This window comes from Pararhizobium sp. LjRoot255 (assembly GCF_964252905.1).
Classification (GTDB): Bacteria; Pseudomonadota; Alphaproteobacteria; order Rhizobiales; family Rhizobiaceae; genus Pararhizobium.
Genome location: NZ_CAXUPQ020000001.1, coordinates 2405149 through 2421932, shown reverse-complemented (window position 1 = coordinate 2421932; position 16784 = coordinate 2405149). Strand labels below are relative to the sequence as shown.

Sequence of the window (16784 nt, the reverse complement as noted above, 5' to 3'; positions counted from 1 at the left end):
CGTCTCCTTATGCAGCGAGCATCTCGTCCAGCTTGCCGGCACGATCGAGCGCGTGCAGGTCGTCGCAACCACCGACATGAGCGTTGTTGATGAAGATCTGCGGGAAGGTCGTGCCGCCGTTCGACCGCTCGATCATCTTCTGCCGCACCTCGGGCGCATAGGTGGCGTCATGCTCCTCGAAGTCCACGCCCTTGGTTTCGAGAAGTTTCTTCGCCGCGGAACAATAACCGCAGAACTGACGGGTATAGATGACGACCGAAGCCATGATTTGACCTGCTCCTTCGCCGGCCCTCTGCCGGCATCCTATTTCCTGTCATATAAGGCCGGACATGGCTCTTGCAAAGGTCAAAACCGTGACATCCCGGGCCCCTGCCTTCTTCAACGCCCGCGTCGCCGCCGAAACCGTCGCTCCGGTCGTATAGACATCGTCGACCAGCACGACGCGCTTGCCGAACACCGCCGCCTTTCCGGCCTCGGTCACGGAAAACGCCCCGCGCACATTGTCCTCGCGGGCCGTGGCGCCAAGGCCCACCTGCCGCGCAGTCCGCTTGGTGCGGATCAATGCGGTGGCCAGATATGGCCTGCCCGAAAGTCGGGCGATGGCGCGGGCAAGCTCGGCAGACTGGTTGAACCGGCGTCCCCAGAGCCGATAGGCGTGCAGCGGAACGGGGATGATCGCGTCGCAGGATTGCACGTGGCCATCGCTGGCACGGACCATCCACGCGGCCATCATGATGGCGAGATCGGTGCGATCGCGATATTTCAGACCGTGGACCAGCGACCGGGCAATGCCGTCGTGGATGGCAACAGATCGCAACCGCTCGAAGACCGGCGGATTGGCGATGGCATCGGCGGACAGAATGCCGGCGGCGAGATCGTGTGAGAACGGCAGGCCGAGAACCTCGCAATAGGGCCTCTCGATCAGCCGCAGTGTCGCCCAGCAGGCCGGACAAACGCCGCGATGCTGGCCGACCATGCAGCCGCATCCGCTGCAGACCGGCGGATAGACGGCGTCGACCGCGGCGGCCATCAGACCGCGCAAGCCTCTGGCCAGCCGCCACCCCGGATTTTCCGCCTCTTCGCCCCGCATGCGGTTGACTTTACGGCCGGTCGGGTTTCATTGCGATCAGATTTTTTGGGCGATCAGAATTTTGGAGAGCCACCGTGGATATCGTGTTCGACCAGATGCTCATCGAAGCCCGCCGCAAGCGGGCGCTGCGCAACGGCGACCCGAAGGCGCAATTCCTGCTGGAAATCGCCGGTCGCGAACTGGCCGAGCGCCTCAGCGTCGTCGAGCGCCATTTCGACAAGGCCGTGGAGCTGCACGGCTATACCGGTCTGACCGCCGGCTTCCTCGCCGAAACCGGCAAGGTCTCGGCCATCGAGCGCGTCGAAACCGACGAAATCTTCGCAAAGGCCGATGATACCCTCTCGGTCGCCTCGCTCGAGACGGTGCCGCTGGCACCGGAATCGACCAATCTCATCGTCTCGCCGCTGTCGCTGCACCTGACCAACGACACGCCCGGCGTCTTCATCCAGATCCGCCGGGCCCTGAAGCCGGACGGCCTGTTCCTCGCCGCCATTCCCGGCAGCGGCACCTTGCAGGAACTGCGGGAAGCGCTGCTTGCGGCCGAGAGCGAAATGACCGGCGGCGCCAGCCCCCGTGTTATTCCCTTTGCCGATGTCCGCGATATCGGTGCGCTGCTGCAGCGTGCCGGCTTCACCCTGCCGGTCGCCGATACCGAGACCTACACCGTGCGCTACGATAGCTTGTTTGCGCTGCTGAAAGACCTCCGGGCCATGGGCATGACCAACCCGCTCACTGCCCGCAGCCGCAAGCCCCTGACCCGCCAGTTTTTCCTGAGAGCGGCCGAAATCTACGCCGAACGTTTCTCCGACCCGGACGGCCGCATTCGCGCGACGTTCTCGATCATCTACATATCCGGCTGGGCGCCGCACGAAAGCCAGCAAAAGCCGCTCAGGCCGGGCTCGGCGAAACAAAGGCTGTCGGACGCGCTCAGCACACGGGAACTGCCGCTCAAGGAGTAAGCCTGGTCTTACGTTATTTGGGCGCGTCGTTGATGGCGGTGCTGATCTTGTCGAGGACGCCCAGCAGGGAGTCTGAAAACCCTCCAAGACCGACGATGATCCCCACCGAGATGAGGCTGGCCAACAGGCCGTATTCGACCACCGTTGCGCCGGATTTGTCGGTCAGGAAATGAGCGAATGTTTTCATGTGCTCCCAGCCAGCTTGGCGCACCTCCCGCGGATGAGGTCACCCGAAAAGGACAGGCATGCGCACGTCATTATCGGGGCCGCTATCGACCCAGGCTGGCAGCGAACGTGAACCGGGAAACGCCCGGCCCACAGGGACGATCAGCAGCCGCTTTTGCTCCCGTCCCCATCGACGATGCAGACGGCGCCCGGCATTTCCTGCAACACGCTGCGGCGCACCGTATAGCGTTTGTTCGGGCTGCTCGGAATGGAACCTGTCGAGATATTGTCGTAGTCGATCGGCGCATCCGCGAGCACCTTCTTATCCGTCTTCGACGCCAGCATCGGCGTCAGGATGAGGGTCAACGCGATGACGGCCGTTCCAAACAGCAGCGACAGATTGAGCACACCGGTCCGGCGGCTCTGGCTCATCGCCAAGTCCTTGTCCTGAACAGTTCTCCAGAAATCGTCGTCAACCATCGTCTGCCTCTCGAATGCCTGCGCTGACCTGAGAACGGTTCACTCTCACCGCTTCAAACCATGTCCGCGCCGATACCAACCGGTGCCAATCGCGGGAATCATCCCGCAACCGTCGACACCGGCACTTCACTGAAGCTGATTTTGCGTGAGGGTGATAAATGTTCGATTAATGAAATCGAAATTTCGTGGATTTGATCAGAGCAAATCCATTAAATAGGGGATAAGTGGCTCATCCGCGGGAGGCATCGGATAGTCGCGCAGGGCCTTCGGGCGAACCCATTTCACCGCCTGCCCTTCCCGGCCATGGGCAACGCCCTCGTAGCGCCGGCAGACGTAGAGCGGCATCAGCAGGTGGAAGCTGTCATAGCTATGGCTGGCGAAGGTCAGCGGTGCGAGGCAAGCGACCTTGGTGCGGATGCCCAATTCCTCGTCCAGTTCGCGGATGAGGGTCTCCTCCGGCGTTTCGCCGGCCTCCACCTTGCCGCCCGGAAATTCCCAGAGACCGGCGAGCGATTTGCCCTCGGGACGCTGGGCAAGCAGGATGCGGCCGTCGCTGTCGACCAGGGCGCAGGCCGCTACCAGCAAAATCTTCCTGCTTGCCGTATCCATCATTTAAGCTCCTGCACGCCGATAAGCGTAACGGTAGACGTCCCTGAAGCCGAAATTGCGGTAAAGGGCAATCGCTGCCTCGTTGCCGCTTTCGACCGCGAGCCAGGCCGTTCGGGCGCCGCGCAGGCGGGCCCAGCGCAGAGAGGCATTGACGATCGATGCGCCAACGCCTTGCCGCCGGACGTCCGGCGCGACGGCGACCTGAAGAATTCCGGCGAGATCGTTGTCGTGAACCGCCAGCGAGACCGCGATCGGACCGTGTTCCGGCGCTTCAAACAGAAACAGCCCGCATTCCGGCTTGATGGCCTTGATGACATCGCTCAAGCCTGCCTTGTCCTGACCGTTTTCGCCGCAGATTTGCAGCCGGGCATCAACGAAGCGGCCGACATCGCGCAGCGGCAGGTGCTCGATCGCTTCCGTGGTGTCGTTCGGCGGGATGTCGGCCATCATCACGATGCTTTCGGAAAACACCGGCCAGTCATTCGCGTCCATATGGGCAATCAGCTGCGGCGCCGTCAGCGGCGTCTGCCGCACCGTCAGCGGCCGGCCAAATTCGGCAAAGCGCCTGGTCGCCTTTTCGAGCCGGATTTCAAGATCGCGATAGTCGGAGGGGTCAAGCGGATTGACGGAGTTCAACCGCTTGGAATCATGCCCTGCCGTCAGACGGATCAGCCAGCTGCCGTCATACTGCACCGACGCGGCCGGCCAGGCGCGAAATCCCACGGCTTCCAGGCGGCGAACATTCGGCAGATCGGCTTTCGAAATCATGTCCTGCACTGGCTTCAGCTCCGGTAGTCACCGTTGATCTCGACATATTCCTTGGTGAGGTCGCAGGTGTAAACGGTCGCCTTTCCGGAGCCGAGACCGATCTCGACGCGGATGGCGATGTCTTCCTCCTTCATCACGGCCGTTGCCGCGGCTTCCGAATAGGACGGGTCGCGCTCACCCTCGACGGCGACGCGAACATCGCCGAACCAGATCGCCAGCCGGTCGCGATCGGCCGCTTCGCCGGACTTTCCGACAGCCATGACGACGCGGCCCCAATTGGCGTCCTCGCCAGCAACGGCGGTCTTGACGAGCGGAGAATTGGCGATCGAGAGAGCGATGCGCTTGGCCGCCTGGTCACTTTCGGCGCCTTCGACGGTGACGGCAACCATCTTGCGGGCACCTTCGCCGTCGCGCACCACCTGCAGGGCCAGATCGCGCAGCAGGTCGTTCAATGCTGCCCGGAAACCTTCAAGCGCCGGATCGGCAGCATCCGAAATCTTCTTCTGGCCATCTTTGGCGGCAGCACCGGTCGCAAACAGCATCAGCGTGTCGGACGTCGAGGTATCGCTATCGACCGTGACCGAGTTGAAGGTCGGGCCGGTGCCTGCGGACAGGAGCACCTGCAAGGCTTCCGGCGCGATATCAGCGTCGGTGACAACGAAGGAGAGCATGGTCGCCATGTCCGGCGCGATCATGCCGGCGCCCTTGGCGATGCCGTTGATGGTGACCGCGACGCCGCCGATTTCCGCGCTGCGGGTGGAAACCTTTGGATAGGTGTCCGTCGTCATGATCGCCTTGGCGGCTTCAAACCAGAAATCGCTGGTCGCCTGAACCGTCATGTCACTGAGAACGCCCGCAAATTTCGTCGCATCCAGCGGCTCGCCGATAACGCCGGTCGAGGCGAGGAAGACTTCGCCGGTGGAGCAACCGACCGCTTCCGCGGCGGATTGCGCGGTCAGTTCGGTCGCAGCCTTGCCCTTCTTGCCGGTGAAGGCATTGGCATTACCGGAATTGACGACGACAGCGCGGGCAACACCGCCCGGCAGGTTCTGGCGGCAGAAATCGACCGGAGCAGACGGGCAGCGCGATTTGGTGAAGACGCCTGCCACCGCGGCCGGCTCATCGAAGACCATCAGCAGCACGTCGGTGCGGTTCTTGTACTTGATGCCGGCAGCGGCGGTCGCAATGCGGACACCACGCACCGGCGGCATGTCGGCGAAGGATTTCGGGGCAAGTGGAGAAACGGAACCGGACATGGTCAGCCTTTTACGAAAAAAGCCCGGCAAGCCGGGAAGAAGAAGTTGATTACCAAAACAAGGGCCCCACCCTAACCCTCTCCCCACTTGGCGGGGGAGGAGGTGATGGAGGATGCCGCTTGTCCCTTCTCCCCGCCTGCGGGGAGAAGGTGGCCGCCCTTCTTCTCAAAAAAGGAGGGCCGGATGAGGGGCGCCTAAGCCTGATTACTTCGGTGTCTCGGCCTTGTTGGCGTCGTCATAGGCCTTCTTGAGCGCCGGATCAGTGATATCGACACCGGTTTCCTTTTTGGCGGTCGTCAGGAGGTCGATGTACTTGTCACGCATGACGAGCTGCTTGACCTGTGGCTCGACCTGCTCCAGCGGCGGCGGAGCCTGCTTGCGCTTGTCTTCGAGCAGGATGACATGGAAGCCGAACTGGGTCTTCACCGGCACTTGCGTGTACTTGCCCTTTTCGAGCTTGAAGGCGGCTTCGGAGAATTCAGGAACCATGCGATCCTTGGTGAAATAACCGAGATCGCCGCCGTCGGCCTTGTTCGGGTCGGTCGATTTATCCTTGGCAAGCGTCGCGAAATCCTTGCCGCCATCGAGATCCTTGATGATCGCCTTGGCTTCGTCCTCGGTCTTCACCAGGATATGGCGGGCCTTGACCTCTTCCTGCGGCGTGATCTTGGCGATTTCCGCATCGTAGCGCGCCTTGACTTCTTCCGGCTTCACCGCATCGACGACATGCTTCTTGAAGAAGGCATTATGCAACTCGCGCTCGGTCAGGTAGGCGATGCGCTGCTTGAAGGCGGCTTCATCCTGCAGGCCTTCCTTGGTGGCATCCTTGGCAAGCAGCTTGACGTCGATCAGGCCCGAAAGGGCTGCGGCACGCTTCTGATCGTCCGGCAATTGGGCGAGCTGCGGATCGAGACCGGTAATGGCGAGGTCGAGCTCCGACTTGTGGATCTCCGCGCCACCGACCGTGGCGATGACCGGATCAGCGGCATCCTGCGCGCTAGCCGGCGCCTGGGCGGCCATGATGGCGATCAGAGCAACCGCCGCAAGCATCTTGTATTTCAACATCCTCGTACCTTCCACCTGTGGTATCCGGAACCGTGGTCACGGCCGGCCAGAAAACGTTCCACATCATCAGATTGTGGCCGTTCTGTAGGCTTGGCGCGCCTCAACTCCCGTTGACATAATTCGACCCCCCTCTTATCTGTCACGCAACCTCGCGTCCAGAACCGTTCCGGGCGTTTCATAGTATTTCGCGGAAATTCCCCCGCGTTGGCGACATACAGGAAAGGACCATTCTTATGGTCAGTCTCGGCGGCCTCGCCCGCAAAATTTTCGGGTCATCGAATGACCGGCGTGTGCGCAGCTACAACGCCCGCGTTGATGCCATCAATGCACTGGAAGCCGAAACCAAGGCGCTTTCCGACGAGGCGCTGGCCGCAAAGACGGTGGAATTCCGCAAGCAGCTGGCCGATGGCAAGACGCTTGACGACCTGCTTGTTCCGGCCTTTGCCGTCGTGCGAGAAGCCGCCCTCCGGGTTCTGGGCCTGCGCCCCTTCGATGTGCAGCTGATCGGCGGCATGATCCTGCACGAAAAGGCGATCGCCGAAATGAAGACCGGCGAAGGCAAGACGCTGGTGGCGACGCTGCCGGTGTACCTCAATGCGCTCGCGGGCAAGGGCGTGCATGTCGTTACCGTCAACGACTACCTGGCCACGCGCGATAGCGCGGCGATGGGCCGCGTCTACTCGTTCCTCGGCATGAGCACGGGCGTCATCGTCCACGGCCTGACCGACGACCAGCGCCGGGCGGCCTATGCTTGCGACGTCACCTACGCGACCAACAACGAGCTCGGCTTCGACTATCTGCGCGACAACATGAAGTACGAGCGCAGCCAGATGGTCCAGCGCGGTCACTTCTTTGCCATCGTCGACGAAGTGGATTCGATCCTCGTCGACGAGGCGCGCACGCCGCTGATCATTTCCGGTCCGCTCGACGACCGCTCAGATCTCTACAACACCATCGACAAGTTCATCCCGCTTCTGTCTCCGGAAGACTACGAGATCGATGAAAAGCAGCGCTCCGCCAACTTCTCCGAGGATGGCACGGAAAAACTCGAAAACATGTTGCGTGAAGCGAACCTCCTGAAGGGCGAGACGCTTTACGACGTCGAGAACGTCGCGATCGTCCATCACGTCAACAATGCACTGAAGGCCCACAAGCTCTTCCAGAAGGACAAGGACTACATCGTCCGCAACGACGAAATCGTCATCATCGACGAATTCACCGGTCGCATGATGCCGGGCCGCCGCTATTCGGAAGGCCAGCACCAGGCGCTCGAAGCCAAGGAAAAAGTGACGATCCAGCCGGAAAATCAGACGCTGGCCTCGGTCACCTTCCAGAACTACTTCCGCATGTACAAGAAGCTCGGCGGCATGACCGGTACGGCGTCGACCGAAGCCGAGGAATTCGGCAACATCTACGGCCTCGAAGTCGTCGAAGTGCCGACCAACCTGCCGATCAAGCGTCTCGACGAGGACGACGAGGTCTATCGGACGGCGGAAGAGAAATATAAGGCGATCATCGCCGAGATCAAGGATTCGCGCGAGCGCAAGCAGCCGGTTCTGGTCGGCACGACCTCCATCGAAAAATCCGAACTTCTGGCAGCAATGCTGAAGAAGGAGGGCTTCACCAATTTCCAGGTTCTGAACGCCCGCTACCACGAGCAGGAAGCCTATATCGTTTCGCAGGCCGGGGTTCCCGGCGCGGTGACGATCGCCACCAACATGGCCGGCCGCGGCACCGACATCCAGCTCGGCGGCAACCTGGAAATGCGCATCGCAGCCGAACTCGGCGACCTGGATCACGGCCCGGAGCGCGACGCCAAGGAAGACGCGATCAAGGCCGAGGTCCAGCGTCTGAAGGACATCGCGCTGGCCGCCGGCGGCCTCTATGTTCTTGCAACCGAACGCCATGAAAGCCGCCGCATCGACAACCAGCTGCGCGGCCGCTCCGGCCGCCAGGGCGACCCGGGCCGCTCGAAGTTCTTCCTGTCGCTGCAGGACGACCTGATGCGCATCTTCGGCTCGGACCGGATGGATGGCATGTTGCAAAAGCTTGGCCTCAAAGAGGGCGAGGCAATCGTTCATCCCTGGATCAACAAAGCTCTCGAACGTGCCCAGAAAAAGGTTGAAGCCCGCAACTTCGACACGCGCAAAAACCTCCTGAAATACGACGACGTTTTGAACGACCAGCGCAAGGTGATCTTCGAGCAACGGCTCGAGATGATGGATGCGACGGACATCTCCGAAACTGTCGCCGACATGCGCCACGAGGTCATCGAGGACATCGTCGCCAAGCGCATTCCGGAAAAGGCCTATGCCGAACAGTGGGATGTTGCCGGCCTGAAAGCCGACGTGCAGAACTCGCTCAACCTCGACCTGCCGATCGTCGAATGGGCGGCCGAGGAAGGCATTGACGAGAACGACATCCGCGAGCGGATCACTGCCGAGGTCGACAAGGCCGCCGCTGATCGCGCCGAGCGTTTTGGCCCCGACATCATGTTGTATGTCGAACGCTCCGTGGTCCTGCAGACGCTTGATCACCTGTGGCGCGAGCACATCGTCAACCTTGATCATCTGCGCTCGGTCATCGGCTTCCGCGGCTACGCCCAGCGTGACCCGCTGCAGGAATACAAGTCGGAAGCTTTCGAGCTGTTCCAGGCACTTTTGACAAATCTTCGCCAGGCCGTCATCGCACAACTGATGCGCGTCGAACTGGTGCGTGAAGCGGCAGAGGCGCCGCAACCGGCACCGCCGCAGATGGTCGGTCACCATATCGACCCGCTGACCGGCGAGGATGATTTTGCCGACAGCGTCAGCCTCGCCTTCATCGCACCGGCAGACCGTAACCCGGAGGATCCCTCAAGCTGGGGCAAGGTCTCCCGCAACGAGCCCTGCCCCTGCGGTTCCGGCAAAAAGTACAAGCACTGCCACGGTGCTTTCGAGGCGTAACCGACGCTGAGCTTGATTTTATAAGCCGCAAGGCTTATTTCTGGAGTGGCAGACGGGATTGCGGTCCCGCCTGCCTGAGTTCTTACCTAAAGTTGACCCGGACAGCCATTGACCAGCCTGTCCGGGTTTTCCTTATGATAAGCGTGATGCTAAATGGCTTTGGCCACATAGATCACCTCCAGTTTCGACAGCAAGGCTGTTGCCTCAGCCGGGAAGCCCATCTTCCCGGTGACGCGAGCTGGGTTCACGCACGCTGCTTTAGCCGCCGAATACAACCGAAAATAGCATATCGAATGCCGTTGTCAGCAGCGCCGCCGCGGTCTCTTTCTCCACCCTTTGTTAACGCTGTTCTGGCAAGACTGGCATCCTGTTTTGCGTCGTTTCGGGTACTCCCTTGTTCATGGCAGCGTGTCAAACGGCTGGACGAATTTTGCCGCCTGCATTGCGGGGCTGGCTGTCGCCGCTGCTTAACAAGCTCGGGCCTGTCCTCATGAGTGGTGATCCCAAGCACCTTGCCCAGCGCATGGCGCTCGTCGCCTTTGCCATCCGCGTCGTCAGCGCAGCCATTGCCTTCGTTTCGCAGATCATCCTCGCCCGCCTCATGGGCGAGTTCGAATACGGCATCTTCGTCTTCGTCTGGGTGCTGGTCGTGCTGTTCGGCAATCTCTCGTGCCTCGGGTTCCACACGGCGATCATTCGATTCCTGCCGCAGTACCATGCCCGCGAAGCGCTGCCGGAAATCCGCGGGCTGACGACGACGGTGCGCATTTTTGCGCTGGTCTCGGCGACAGGGCTCGCCGTCGTCGGCATTGCCGGCCTCTGGCTGTTTGGCGAGCGCATCAACGGCTACTATCTCGTGCCGCTCTATCTCGGCATTTTCACGCTGCCGATGATCGCCCTCGGCGATGTGATGGATGGGACGTCTCGCGCCCATAGCTGGGCGGTCTCGGCGCTGAGCCCGACCTATATCATCCGGCCCCTGCTCATCCTCGGGCTGATGCTGCTTGCCGTGGCGATCGGCGAGCCGCATACCGCCGAGACGGCGATGATCGCCGCCATGATCGCGACCTATCTCACCAGCGTCACCCAGTTCTTCATCCTGACCTGGCGGCTGCGCAGGCGCTACCTCGAAGGGCCGCGCCGGACCGAATTCGGGACCTGGCTCCGCGTCGCCCTCCCGATCTTCCTGATCGAGGGGTTCGGCTTCATGCTGACCAATTCCGACGTCGTCATCGTCGGCCTCTATCTCGATCCGGAAAGCGTCGCGATCTACTTCGCCGCGGCAAAGACGATGGCGCTGGTACATTTCGTCATGTTCTCCGTGAAAGCGGCCGCGGCCCCCCGCTTTTCGGCGGCCATGGCCAATCCGGACCGCCAGCAGCTGGCTGTCATCGCCGTTGAAAGCGCCAAATGGTCCTTCTGGCCGTCGCTTGGCGTCGGCGGCATGGTCCTTCTTTGCGGACCATTTCTGCTGTCGCTGTTTGGCCCCGCCTTCGTCTCCGGCTATCCGCTGATGGCAATCCTGTTTGCAGGCATCATGGCCAAGGCGCTGGTTGGCCCGGCCGAGGCGTTTCTCACCATGGCCGGCAGGCAGACGCTGTGCGTCGCCCTCTATGCCGGCGCCCTCGTTGCCAATTTGCTGCTCAACGTCACATTGATCCCGATGTTCGGCCTTACAGGTGCAGCCTTTGCGACGACGGGCGCAATGGTCGTCGAGGCCATCCTTCTTCATGTCGCGGTTCGCCGCACCTTCGGCATCGTCCTCTTCGCCTTCGCCGACCCGCACACCAGACCCATCAAAGCAGAGGCCACCCGACCATGACTGGCAACCAGCACATTCCGGACGATGCCAACAGCCGGTCAGCGCGCATTCTTGGCGGCATGGTTCCGCCGGCACCCGATCGCCCGGTCGCGGAAAATACCATCGAGATCGGCCGCCCCGGCCGGCAGCTCTGCCTTTATCCGGCGCGTCAGGGCTATGAGCTTCAGGCGGAACTCGATTTCCTCTCCAACCGGGCGATGGAACCCAACGTCTTCTTTACCGGCCGCTTCCTCGCGCCCGCCATGCCGCGCCTGGAAGACCGGATCATCCGCCTGGCGCTGATCCGCGACAATGACGAGCGCCGCAGTCGCATCCGCTTCCTGATGCCATTCTCGATCGAGAAGCCCGGTTTTTCGATCGGCGCGCCGATCATTCGTGCCTGGTCCAACCCGTTCGGTCCGCTCGGCGTGCCGCTGCTCGACGTCGAGGAGGCCGCCGAAACCATCGATAACCTCTACGAGGCCTTCGCCAGCCCTTCGGCCGGACTGCCCGGCGTGCTGGTGCTTCCGGATGTGCGCCTGAAGGGCAAGTTCGCCCAGCTCGCCCGCGCCGTCGCCATCGGCCGCAACCTGCCGCTGACCGTCACCGACACGTTTACCCGGCCGATGCTGGAAAGCCTGCAGGACGGCCAGACCTATCTGCGCCAGGCGATCAGCCCAGCGCATTTCCGCGAACTGCGCCGCCAGTGGAATCACCTGGAAGCGCTCGGCAGCGTTTCCTACACCGTCGCCCGCCAGCCAGCCGACATCCGCCTGCGCATGGAGGAGTTCCTGGCGCTGGAAGCGAGCGGCTGGAAGGGCCGCGAGGGCACCGCCATGGTGGTCGACCGCTATCGCGCCGCCTTCGCCCGCGAGGCGATCACGAACCTGGCCGAAGCCGACAGCGTGCGCATCCACACGCTCGACCTCGACGGACATGCGATCGCCTCGATGATCGTCTTCATGATGGCCGGCGACGCGTATACCTGGAAGACGGCCTATGACGAACGCTATGCGAAATATTCGCCCGGCAAGCTGCTGATGGCCGAACTGACAGAATGGCATCTCGACGACGCCAACATCATGCGCTCCGACAGCTGCGCAACGCCCGATCATCCGGTGATGAGCCGCTTCTGGGAGGAACGGGAGGAAATGGGCACTCTGGTGGTCGGCCTTGCGCAAAACCGCGACCGCGATGTGCGCCAGGTCGCAGCCCAGCTCCACCTCTACCGCAACACCCGCAACATGGCGCGGCTGCTGCGCGACAAGATCAGATCGCTTTCACCTCGGCGCTCGAAATAGTCACGCCCTCCGCAATCGCCCGGTCGCGCAGGATGCGACGGATGACCTTGCCGGAGGTCGTCAGCGGCAGGCTATCGAGGAATTCGATCTCGCGCGGATATTCGTGCATCGACAGCCGCGTCTTGACCCAGTCGCGGATATCGGCGGCAAGCTCCGCGCTCGCCGCATGCCCCGGCTTCAGCACCACGTAGGCCTTGACGATTTCGGTGCGCACCGGGTCGGGCTTGCCGATCGCGGCTGCAAGCTGGACGGCCGGATGGCCGGCGAGACAGTCCTCGATCTCGCCGGGACCGATCCGGTAGCCAGAGGAGGTGATCACGTCGTCGTCACGCCCGAAGAAGGTGACATAGCCTTCCGCATCCTGAACGCCCTGATCGCCGGTCGTCATCCATTTGCCGATGAACTTTTGAGCCGTCGCCGCGTCGTTGCGCCAATAGCCGAGGAACATCACCGGATCGGGGCGGCGCACCGCAACCTGACCGATGGTGCCGGCCGGAAGCTCCCTTCCCTCTGCGTCGATGATGGCAACGTCGTGGCCCGGTGCTGCCTTGCCCATCGAGCCAGGTTTCAGCACGCCGAGATTGGCAGCCGATGACAGGACGATGTTGCATTCGGTCTGACCGTAAAACTCGTTGACCGGCACGCCGAAAGCTTCGCTCGCCTGCTCCCACGTTTCACGCCCGAGCGCCTCCCCGGCCGAGCCGATGGTACGCAGGTTGAGCTTGTAGAGAGAGCGGGGATTTTCAACCGCCTTCATCAGCCGCAAGGCTGTCGGCGGAATGAAGGCGTTGCGCACCTCCATCTCCTCCAGAATGCGGAAGGCCATGTGCGGATCGAACTTCTGCCCGGGCGACGACACGACGGGCACGCCGAGCAGAAGCGACGGCAGGAGCGCATTCAAGAGACCGCCCGCCCAAGCCCAGTCGGCCGGCGTCCACATCCGGTCGCCGGGCTGCGGCAGGAAGGCGTGATGGAACTGGAAGCCGGGGACATGGCCAAGCAGGACGCGATGGCCATGCAGCGCGCCCTTCGGCGGCCCGGTCGTGCCGGAGGTGTAGATCATCATCGCCGGATCGTCCGGTGTCGTGTCGGCAGCGGCGAAACCCGGTGCATGGCCTTCTGCCAGCGCGGCAAAGGCAATGGTTTCCGGCGCCTCGGCATCGACCAGCACGACGCATTTCAGATCCGGCAACCCTGCGCGGACGGCCGCGATTTTTTCCAGGCCGAAACGATTGGTGATGACCGCCGCGGCACCTGCATCGCGCAACCGGTATTCGAGCGCCTCGACCCCGAACAGCAGCGCCAGCGGCAGAGCGATTGCGCCGAGCTTGTAGATGCCGGCATGAGCGATGGCCGTTTCGAAGCTCTGCGGCAAAAGGATCGCGACCCTGTCTCCCGGCGAGATACCCTCAGCCTGAAGTCCATGGGCTAACGAGGATGACCGCGCGGCAAAGGTGCCATAGGTCAGCGACAGATGCGCCCCGTCGGGACTGAAATGCTGGAGGCAGACCCGCTCCGGCTCGCGCGCTGCCCAGGCATCGCTGACGGCGGTGCCGATATTGAATTTTTCCGGAATCTGCCAGCGGAAGTCCCGTCGCAGGTTCGCATAGGTATCGCAGATCGGAAGCATGAGCCCGCCGGAAGAGGTGTCGCTGCGGCGCACCTAACACTTCTGTGGGAGCGACTTCAACTCTGGACGTAACGCCGGCCCTGGGTTTGCGACTTTACCGCGATAATATTCGAAAACACAGTTTAGCTAAGTGGCCTGGAGTATGCTGGCATGACGACCTTTACGTCCTTTTTCCCGGTAGAGTAAGCCGCATCGGCGCGACATACGGCCTGCGCTGTGAAGCCGTCTCACGACGCGAATGCGACCTCGCGGCCGTGCCGATCGCTCAGCGCCCCGAGTATTTCATCCTGCGTCGTGTAACCTGCAAAGAACAGGTCGATGACCGCGCCGGCGGCACTGACGCCCTCCTGGCTGCGCAGGCGAATGCTTCGTTCCGCACACCAGGAGAACAGGGCGCCGGAAAGCGCTTCAACATCATCGAAACCGGCGCCAAACGTAACAGACTGCGACATATTCGATCTCCATGTGCCGATAGGGGACTGATCGACCTCAGACTGATCATCTATGGGAAGTTTTGCAATCACGATGCAGAATGGCGGTTAATAGCCTGCTTGACCTGTGCTGAATTGAGGCAATTGGCCTAAAATACTCCCTGCGAACACGCCGCGTGGTTGTATTTCGGTTAAGCAAGTTACGTATGGCGCGCATCAACCGAACGCACTTTTCCCACGCTATTCCGCGATGTCGCAAGGCACCGGCCTTCGATACCGCCTCATTCCCCCATGTCCGGGATGTAAAGGCACTTGGTTCGTCCCTTGGGGCCGAAATCATTGAAAGCGGCACAGCGATGGAACTGACCGTCGGGGGATCGCTTGAGAGGCCAGGTATTGTAGCTGATGACCTCGCCGGTCGTCCGCACGAGCCATCCGCCCTTGGTTGGCGTCACGTCACTTGCCGGTATCGGTCTGCAATCGCGCTCCGCGCAGCAAGCGACTTCATAAATGTCATGCGACCACGCCGGGGTACTCAGGCAAAGTGAAACTAAGAGCGTCAATGTCCTACCCACAAGAATCCTCCTGTCGTGCTCCTCTGCCCCGACGCCCCCGCGCGGCCTCAATCCTTTCATCGCGGACGTGCGTCGTGGTTGGGCCTTCATATCAAAGGCCACGAAGAGGCAACGCGCGCTGGTTTATCGCGTCACATCGCCCCCGTAATCCTGCAGCATTCCGCGTCGCGTTCATCTGCCGGCGCGACGACAGGGATCAAACCTGAAATAACAAGCAAAATCTACGGTGCCCATGGCCGGGCCCTCGCAAGCGCCTCTCTCGAAAAGAGGCACGTCAAGAATGTTTTCGCTGTATAGGCCGAACCTATTCGATCAAGGCATAGCGCGGCAAATGCGGCCTGCATCCGTCGCTGGCATTGTGCACTACCCTAAAGCGGTAGTTCTTACGACCTCTGCCGCGTTGTTTACTGCAACCTGAAGATGGTAAAATTGCCCTTGTCGGCTAAGGCCATAGGGGCCGACGCTTCAGTGAAGTGTTTCCGCGCTGGCCCCGCCCAATCAATCGGCTGCAAATGCCAAAGCAACGCTGACGCGTCCCTCATCCTATGCGAGGGCAGCCTTCGCGATTTGCAAGGCGCAGCGTCGTGTATTCACCGCGGCGGCCGATACCGTCAATGACAATCTGCCGGCGTCCTATGGATGCTATCTCGGGATCACGCATTCCGAGCCTGTAGGCGCGGCGGATGGCTTGCCGTTCGCTGCAGCCGCGTCGCCATTCATACTCCCTCCGATATGGCTCCCGGAATTCCACGTCAGGACCGCCCCGTCCAATGTACAGGTCCAACGATTGCGCCAATGGAGCAGATGGCAGCGCGGTCAAGACACCGGCAACAACCAACGCCGTAGCGAAAAATCTATCAACCACACTTTTCATCTCCGCCTCCTGCATTCGATCTAGCTCTGAGACATAACTACTAACGGAATCGTGAATAATAGGTTCCCAAAACCACCATTGACTCTCCCCCAAATGAGAACATAATGAGAACATCTGCAGCGATGCGGCCGCCGAATTTGACGATTTATCCACAGGATATGCACAGTCTCTGCACAGGGGAAGGAGGAGCCGTGTCGACGATCGGCGCCATTGCGCATGACATTCAATATTCCGAGCCGGTCGATGAGATTGCCGCCGCGCTGGCGTTTCACGACGGCGATGTTCGCGCGACGATCGGCACGCTTATCGAAGACTGCCGTCATCTGCGTACCCGCGGCTGGACGCCGAGCTTCGAACGGGACGCCATCAGACGCCGGGATTGAAAAAGCAGAGCGCCGTCCACAGACCTTGTGGTCTTTGACATACCCTGCCCGCCGACCATTGGCAGACGCACCACCCCGCGAACTAACGCGCGGGGTGGATCAGGTCGCGCCGCATTCACGACTGAGCATTAGCACCTTCTGAAATCAATGGCTGCAGCGTTTCGGCCACAGTTGGATGCTGACGTTTGCCGGTCCCCACATTTTCCGTCAGGGCGATGCTTCAGCTTGTGAATTTGGCGGCGGGAAGTGTGATGGAAGACTTCGAAACGAAGGAGCGGTTCACGCCGATGTCGTCCCTTCCCCGCGCCATTCCAGATCATTTCCGGCCGCTTGTCACGCGCTCACGGATGCGTGACAAAATCGCAACATTCCGCGCCCCAAATCAAACAGTAACGGCGCAAACCCCGAGAATTTTAACAAAACTCACACCAGTTGCTGCCTAAAGCTCTTTT

General features: G+C 61.5%; 16 protein-coding genes. 6 read left to right on the top strand and 10 right to left on the bottom strand.

What is annotated here, in order from left to right; translation table 11 throughout:
• Positions 1–7 precede the first annotated feature (7 nt).
• Together grxC and ACSQ2W_RS11775 are read right to left on the bottom strand one after the other, a co-directional pair.
• The gene (gene grxC, locus ACSQ2W_RS11780; RefSeq protein WP_436086396.1) at positions 8–265 is read right to left on the bottom strand and encodes a glutaredoxin 3; all 258 of its coding nucleotides are present in this window, start codon (positions 263–265) and stop codon (positions 8–10) included.
• Positions 266–313: 48 nt separating this feature from the next.
• A complete protein-coding gene (locus tag ACSQ2W_RS11775) occupies positions 314–1090 on the bottom strand; it encodes a ComF family protein (protein ID WP_436086395.1) in 777 nt (258 codons plus the stop codon).
• A 74-nt stretch (positions 1091–1164) separates the two neighbouring features.
• Between ACSQ2W_RS11775 and ACSQ2W_RS11770 the strand changes: the two genes are divergently transcribed.
• Positions 1165–2049 carry a methyltransferase domain-containing protein gene (locus tag ACSQ2W_RS11770; RefSeq protein ID WP_436086394.1) on the top strand — a complete coding sequence of 295 codons (885 nt, stop codon included), beginning with the start codon at positions 1165–1167 and terminating at the stop codon, positions 2047–2049.
• A gap of 13 nt (positions 2050–2062) precedes the next feature.
• Here ACSQ2W_RS11770 and ACSQ2W_RS11765 read toward each other — a convergent pair whose 3' ends face one another.
• The 6 genes from ACSQ2W_RS11765 to ACSQ2W_RS11740 all read right to left on the bottom strand — a co-directional run bounded on the left by ACSQ2W_RS11765 (position 2063) and on the right by ACSQ2W_RS11740 (position 6392).
• Positions 2063–2236 (bottom strand): Flp family type IVb pilin, encoded by a 174-nt coding sequence (locus tag ACSQ2W_RS11765; protein ID WP_436086393.1) that lies wholly within the window; start codon positions 2234–2236, stop codon positions 2063–2065.
• 140 nt (positions 2237–2376) lie between these two features.
• Positions 2377–2694, bottom strand: a complete 318-nt coding sequence (locus tag ACSQ2W_RS11760; protein WP_436080233.1) for a hypothetical protein — start codon at positions 2692–2694, stop codon at positions 2377–2379.
• A gap of 195 nt (positions 2695–2889) precedes the next feature.
• Positions 2890–3303 (bottom strand): 8-oxo-dGTP diphosphatase MutT, encoded by a 414-nt coding sequence (mutT, locus tag ACSQ2W_RS11755; RefSeq protein ID WP_436087763.1) that lies wholly within the window; start codon positions 3301–3303, stop codon positions 2890–2892.
• 3 nt (positions 3304–3306) lie between these two features.
• Entirely contained in the window at positions 3307–4071 is a 765-nt protein-coding gene (locus ACSQ2W_RS11750) for a GNAT family N-acetyltransferase (RefSeq protein ID WP_436087762.1), read from the bottom strand.
• Positions 4072–4085: 14 nt separating this feature from the next.
• A complete protein-coding gene (argJ, locus tag ACSQ2W_RS11745) occupies positions 4086–5327 on the bottom strand; it encodes a bifunctional glutamate N-acetyltransferase/amino-acid acetyltransferase ArgJ (RefSeq protein WP_436086392.1) in 1242 nt (413 codons plus the stop codon).
• A gap of 204 nt (positions 5328–5531) precedes the next feature.
• Complete coding sequence (locus tag ACSQ2W_RS11740; protein WP_436086391.1) at positions 5532–6392, bottom strand: peptidylprolyl isomerase; 861 nt, start codon at positions 6390–6392, stop codon at positions 5532–5534.
• A 233-nt stretch (positions 6393–6625) separates the two neighbouring features.
• Here ACSQ2W_RS11740 and secA point away from each other — a divergent pair, with 233 nt between their 5' ends.
• From secA to ACSQ2W_RS11725, 3 genes are all read left to right on the top strand, one after another.
• Positions 6626–9337, top strand: coding sequence for a preprotein translocase subunit SecA (secA, locus tag ACSQ2W_RS11735; RefSeq protein ID WP_436086390.1), 2712 nt, complete (start codon positions 6626–6628; stop codon positions 9335–9337).
• A gap of 400 nt (positions 9338–9737) precedes the next feature.
• The gene (locus ACSQ2W_RS11730; RefSeq protein ID WP_436086389.1) at positions 9738–11159 is read left to right on the top strand and encodes a lipopolysaccharide biosynthesis protein; all 1422 of its coding nucleotides are present in this window, start codon (positions 9738–9740) and stop codon (positions 11157–11159) included.
• Positions 11156–12439: a GNAT family N-acetyltransferase gene (locus tag ACSQ2W_RS11725; RefSeq protein WP_436086388.1), complete on the top strand. Its 1284-nt coding sequence runs from the start codon at positions 11156–11158 to the stop codon at positions 12437–12439. The genes ACSQ2W_RS11730 and ACSQ2W_RS11725 overlap by 4 nt, the downstream gene beginning before the upstream one ends.
• On the opposite strand, the gene ACSQ2W_RS11720 is transcribed toward ACSQ2W_RS11725, so the two are convergent.
• Both ACSQ2W_RS11720 and ACSQ2W_RS11715 read right to left on the bottom strand, forming a co-directional pair.
• Positions 12408–14069, bottom strand: coding sequence for an AMP-binding protein (locus tag ACSQ2W_RS11720; RefSeq protein WP_436087761.1), 1662 nt, complete (start codon positions 14067–14069; stop codon positions 12408–12410). The genes ACSQ2W_RS11725 and ACSQ2W_RS11720 overlap by 32 nt on opposite strands.
• A 227-nt stretch (positions 14070–14296) precedes the next feature.
• On the bottom strand, positions 14297–14521 hold the full coding sequence (locus ACSQ2W_RS11715; RefSeq protein ID WP_436086387.1) for a hypothetical protein: 225 nt from the start codon (positions 14519–14521) through the stop codon (positions 14297–14299).
• Between the two features lie 1619 nt (positions 14522–16140).
• Between ACSQ2W_RS11715 and ACSQ2W_RS11710 the strand changes: the two genes are divergently transcribed.
• Both ACSQ2W_RS11710 and ACSQ2W_RS11705 read left to right on the top strand, forming a co-directional pair.
• Entirely contained in the window at positions 16141–16332 is a 192-nt protein-coding gene (locus ACSQ2W_RS11710; protein ID WP_436086386.1) for a hypothetical protein, read from the top strand.
• A 251-nt stretch (positions 16333–16583) separates the two neighbouring features.
• Positions 16584–16775 (top strand): hypothetical protein, encoded by a 192-nt coding sequence (locus ACSQ2W_RS11705; RefSeq protein WP_436086385.1) that lies wholly within the window; start codon positions 16584–16586, stop codon positions 16773–16775.
• Positions 16776–16784 lie beyond the last annotated feature (9 nt).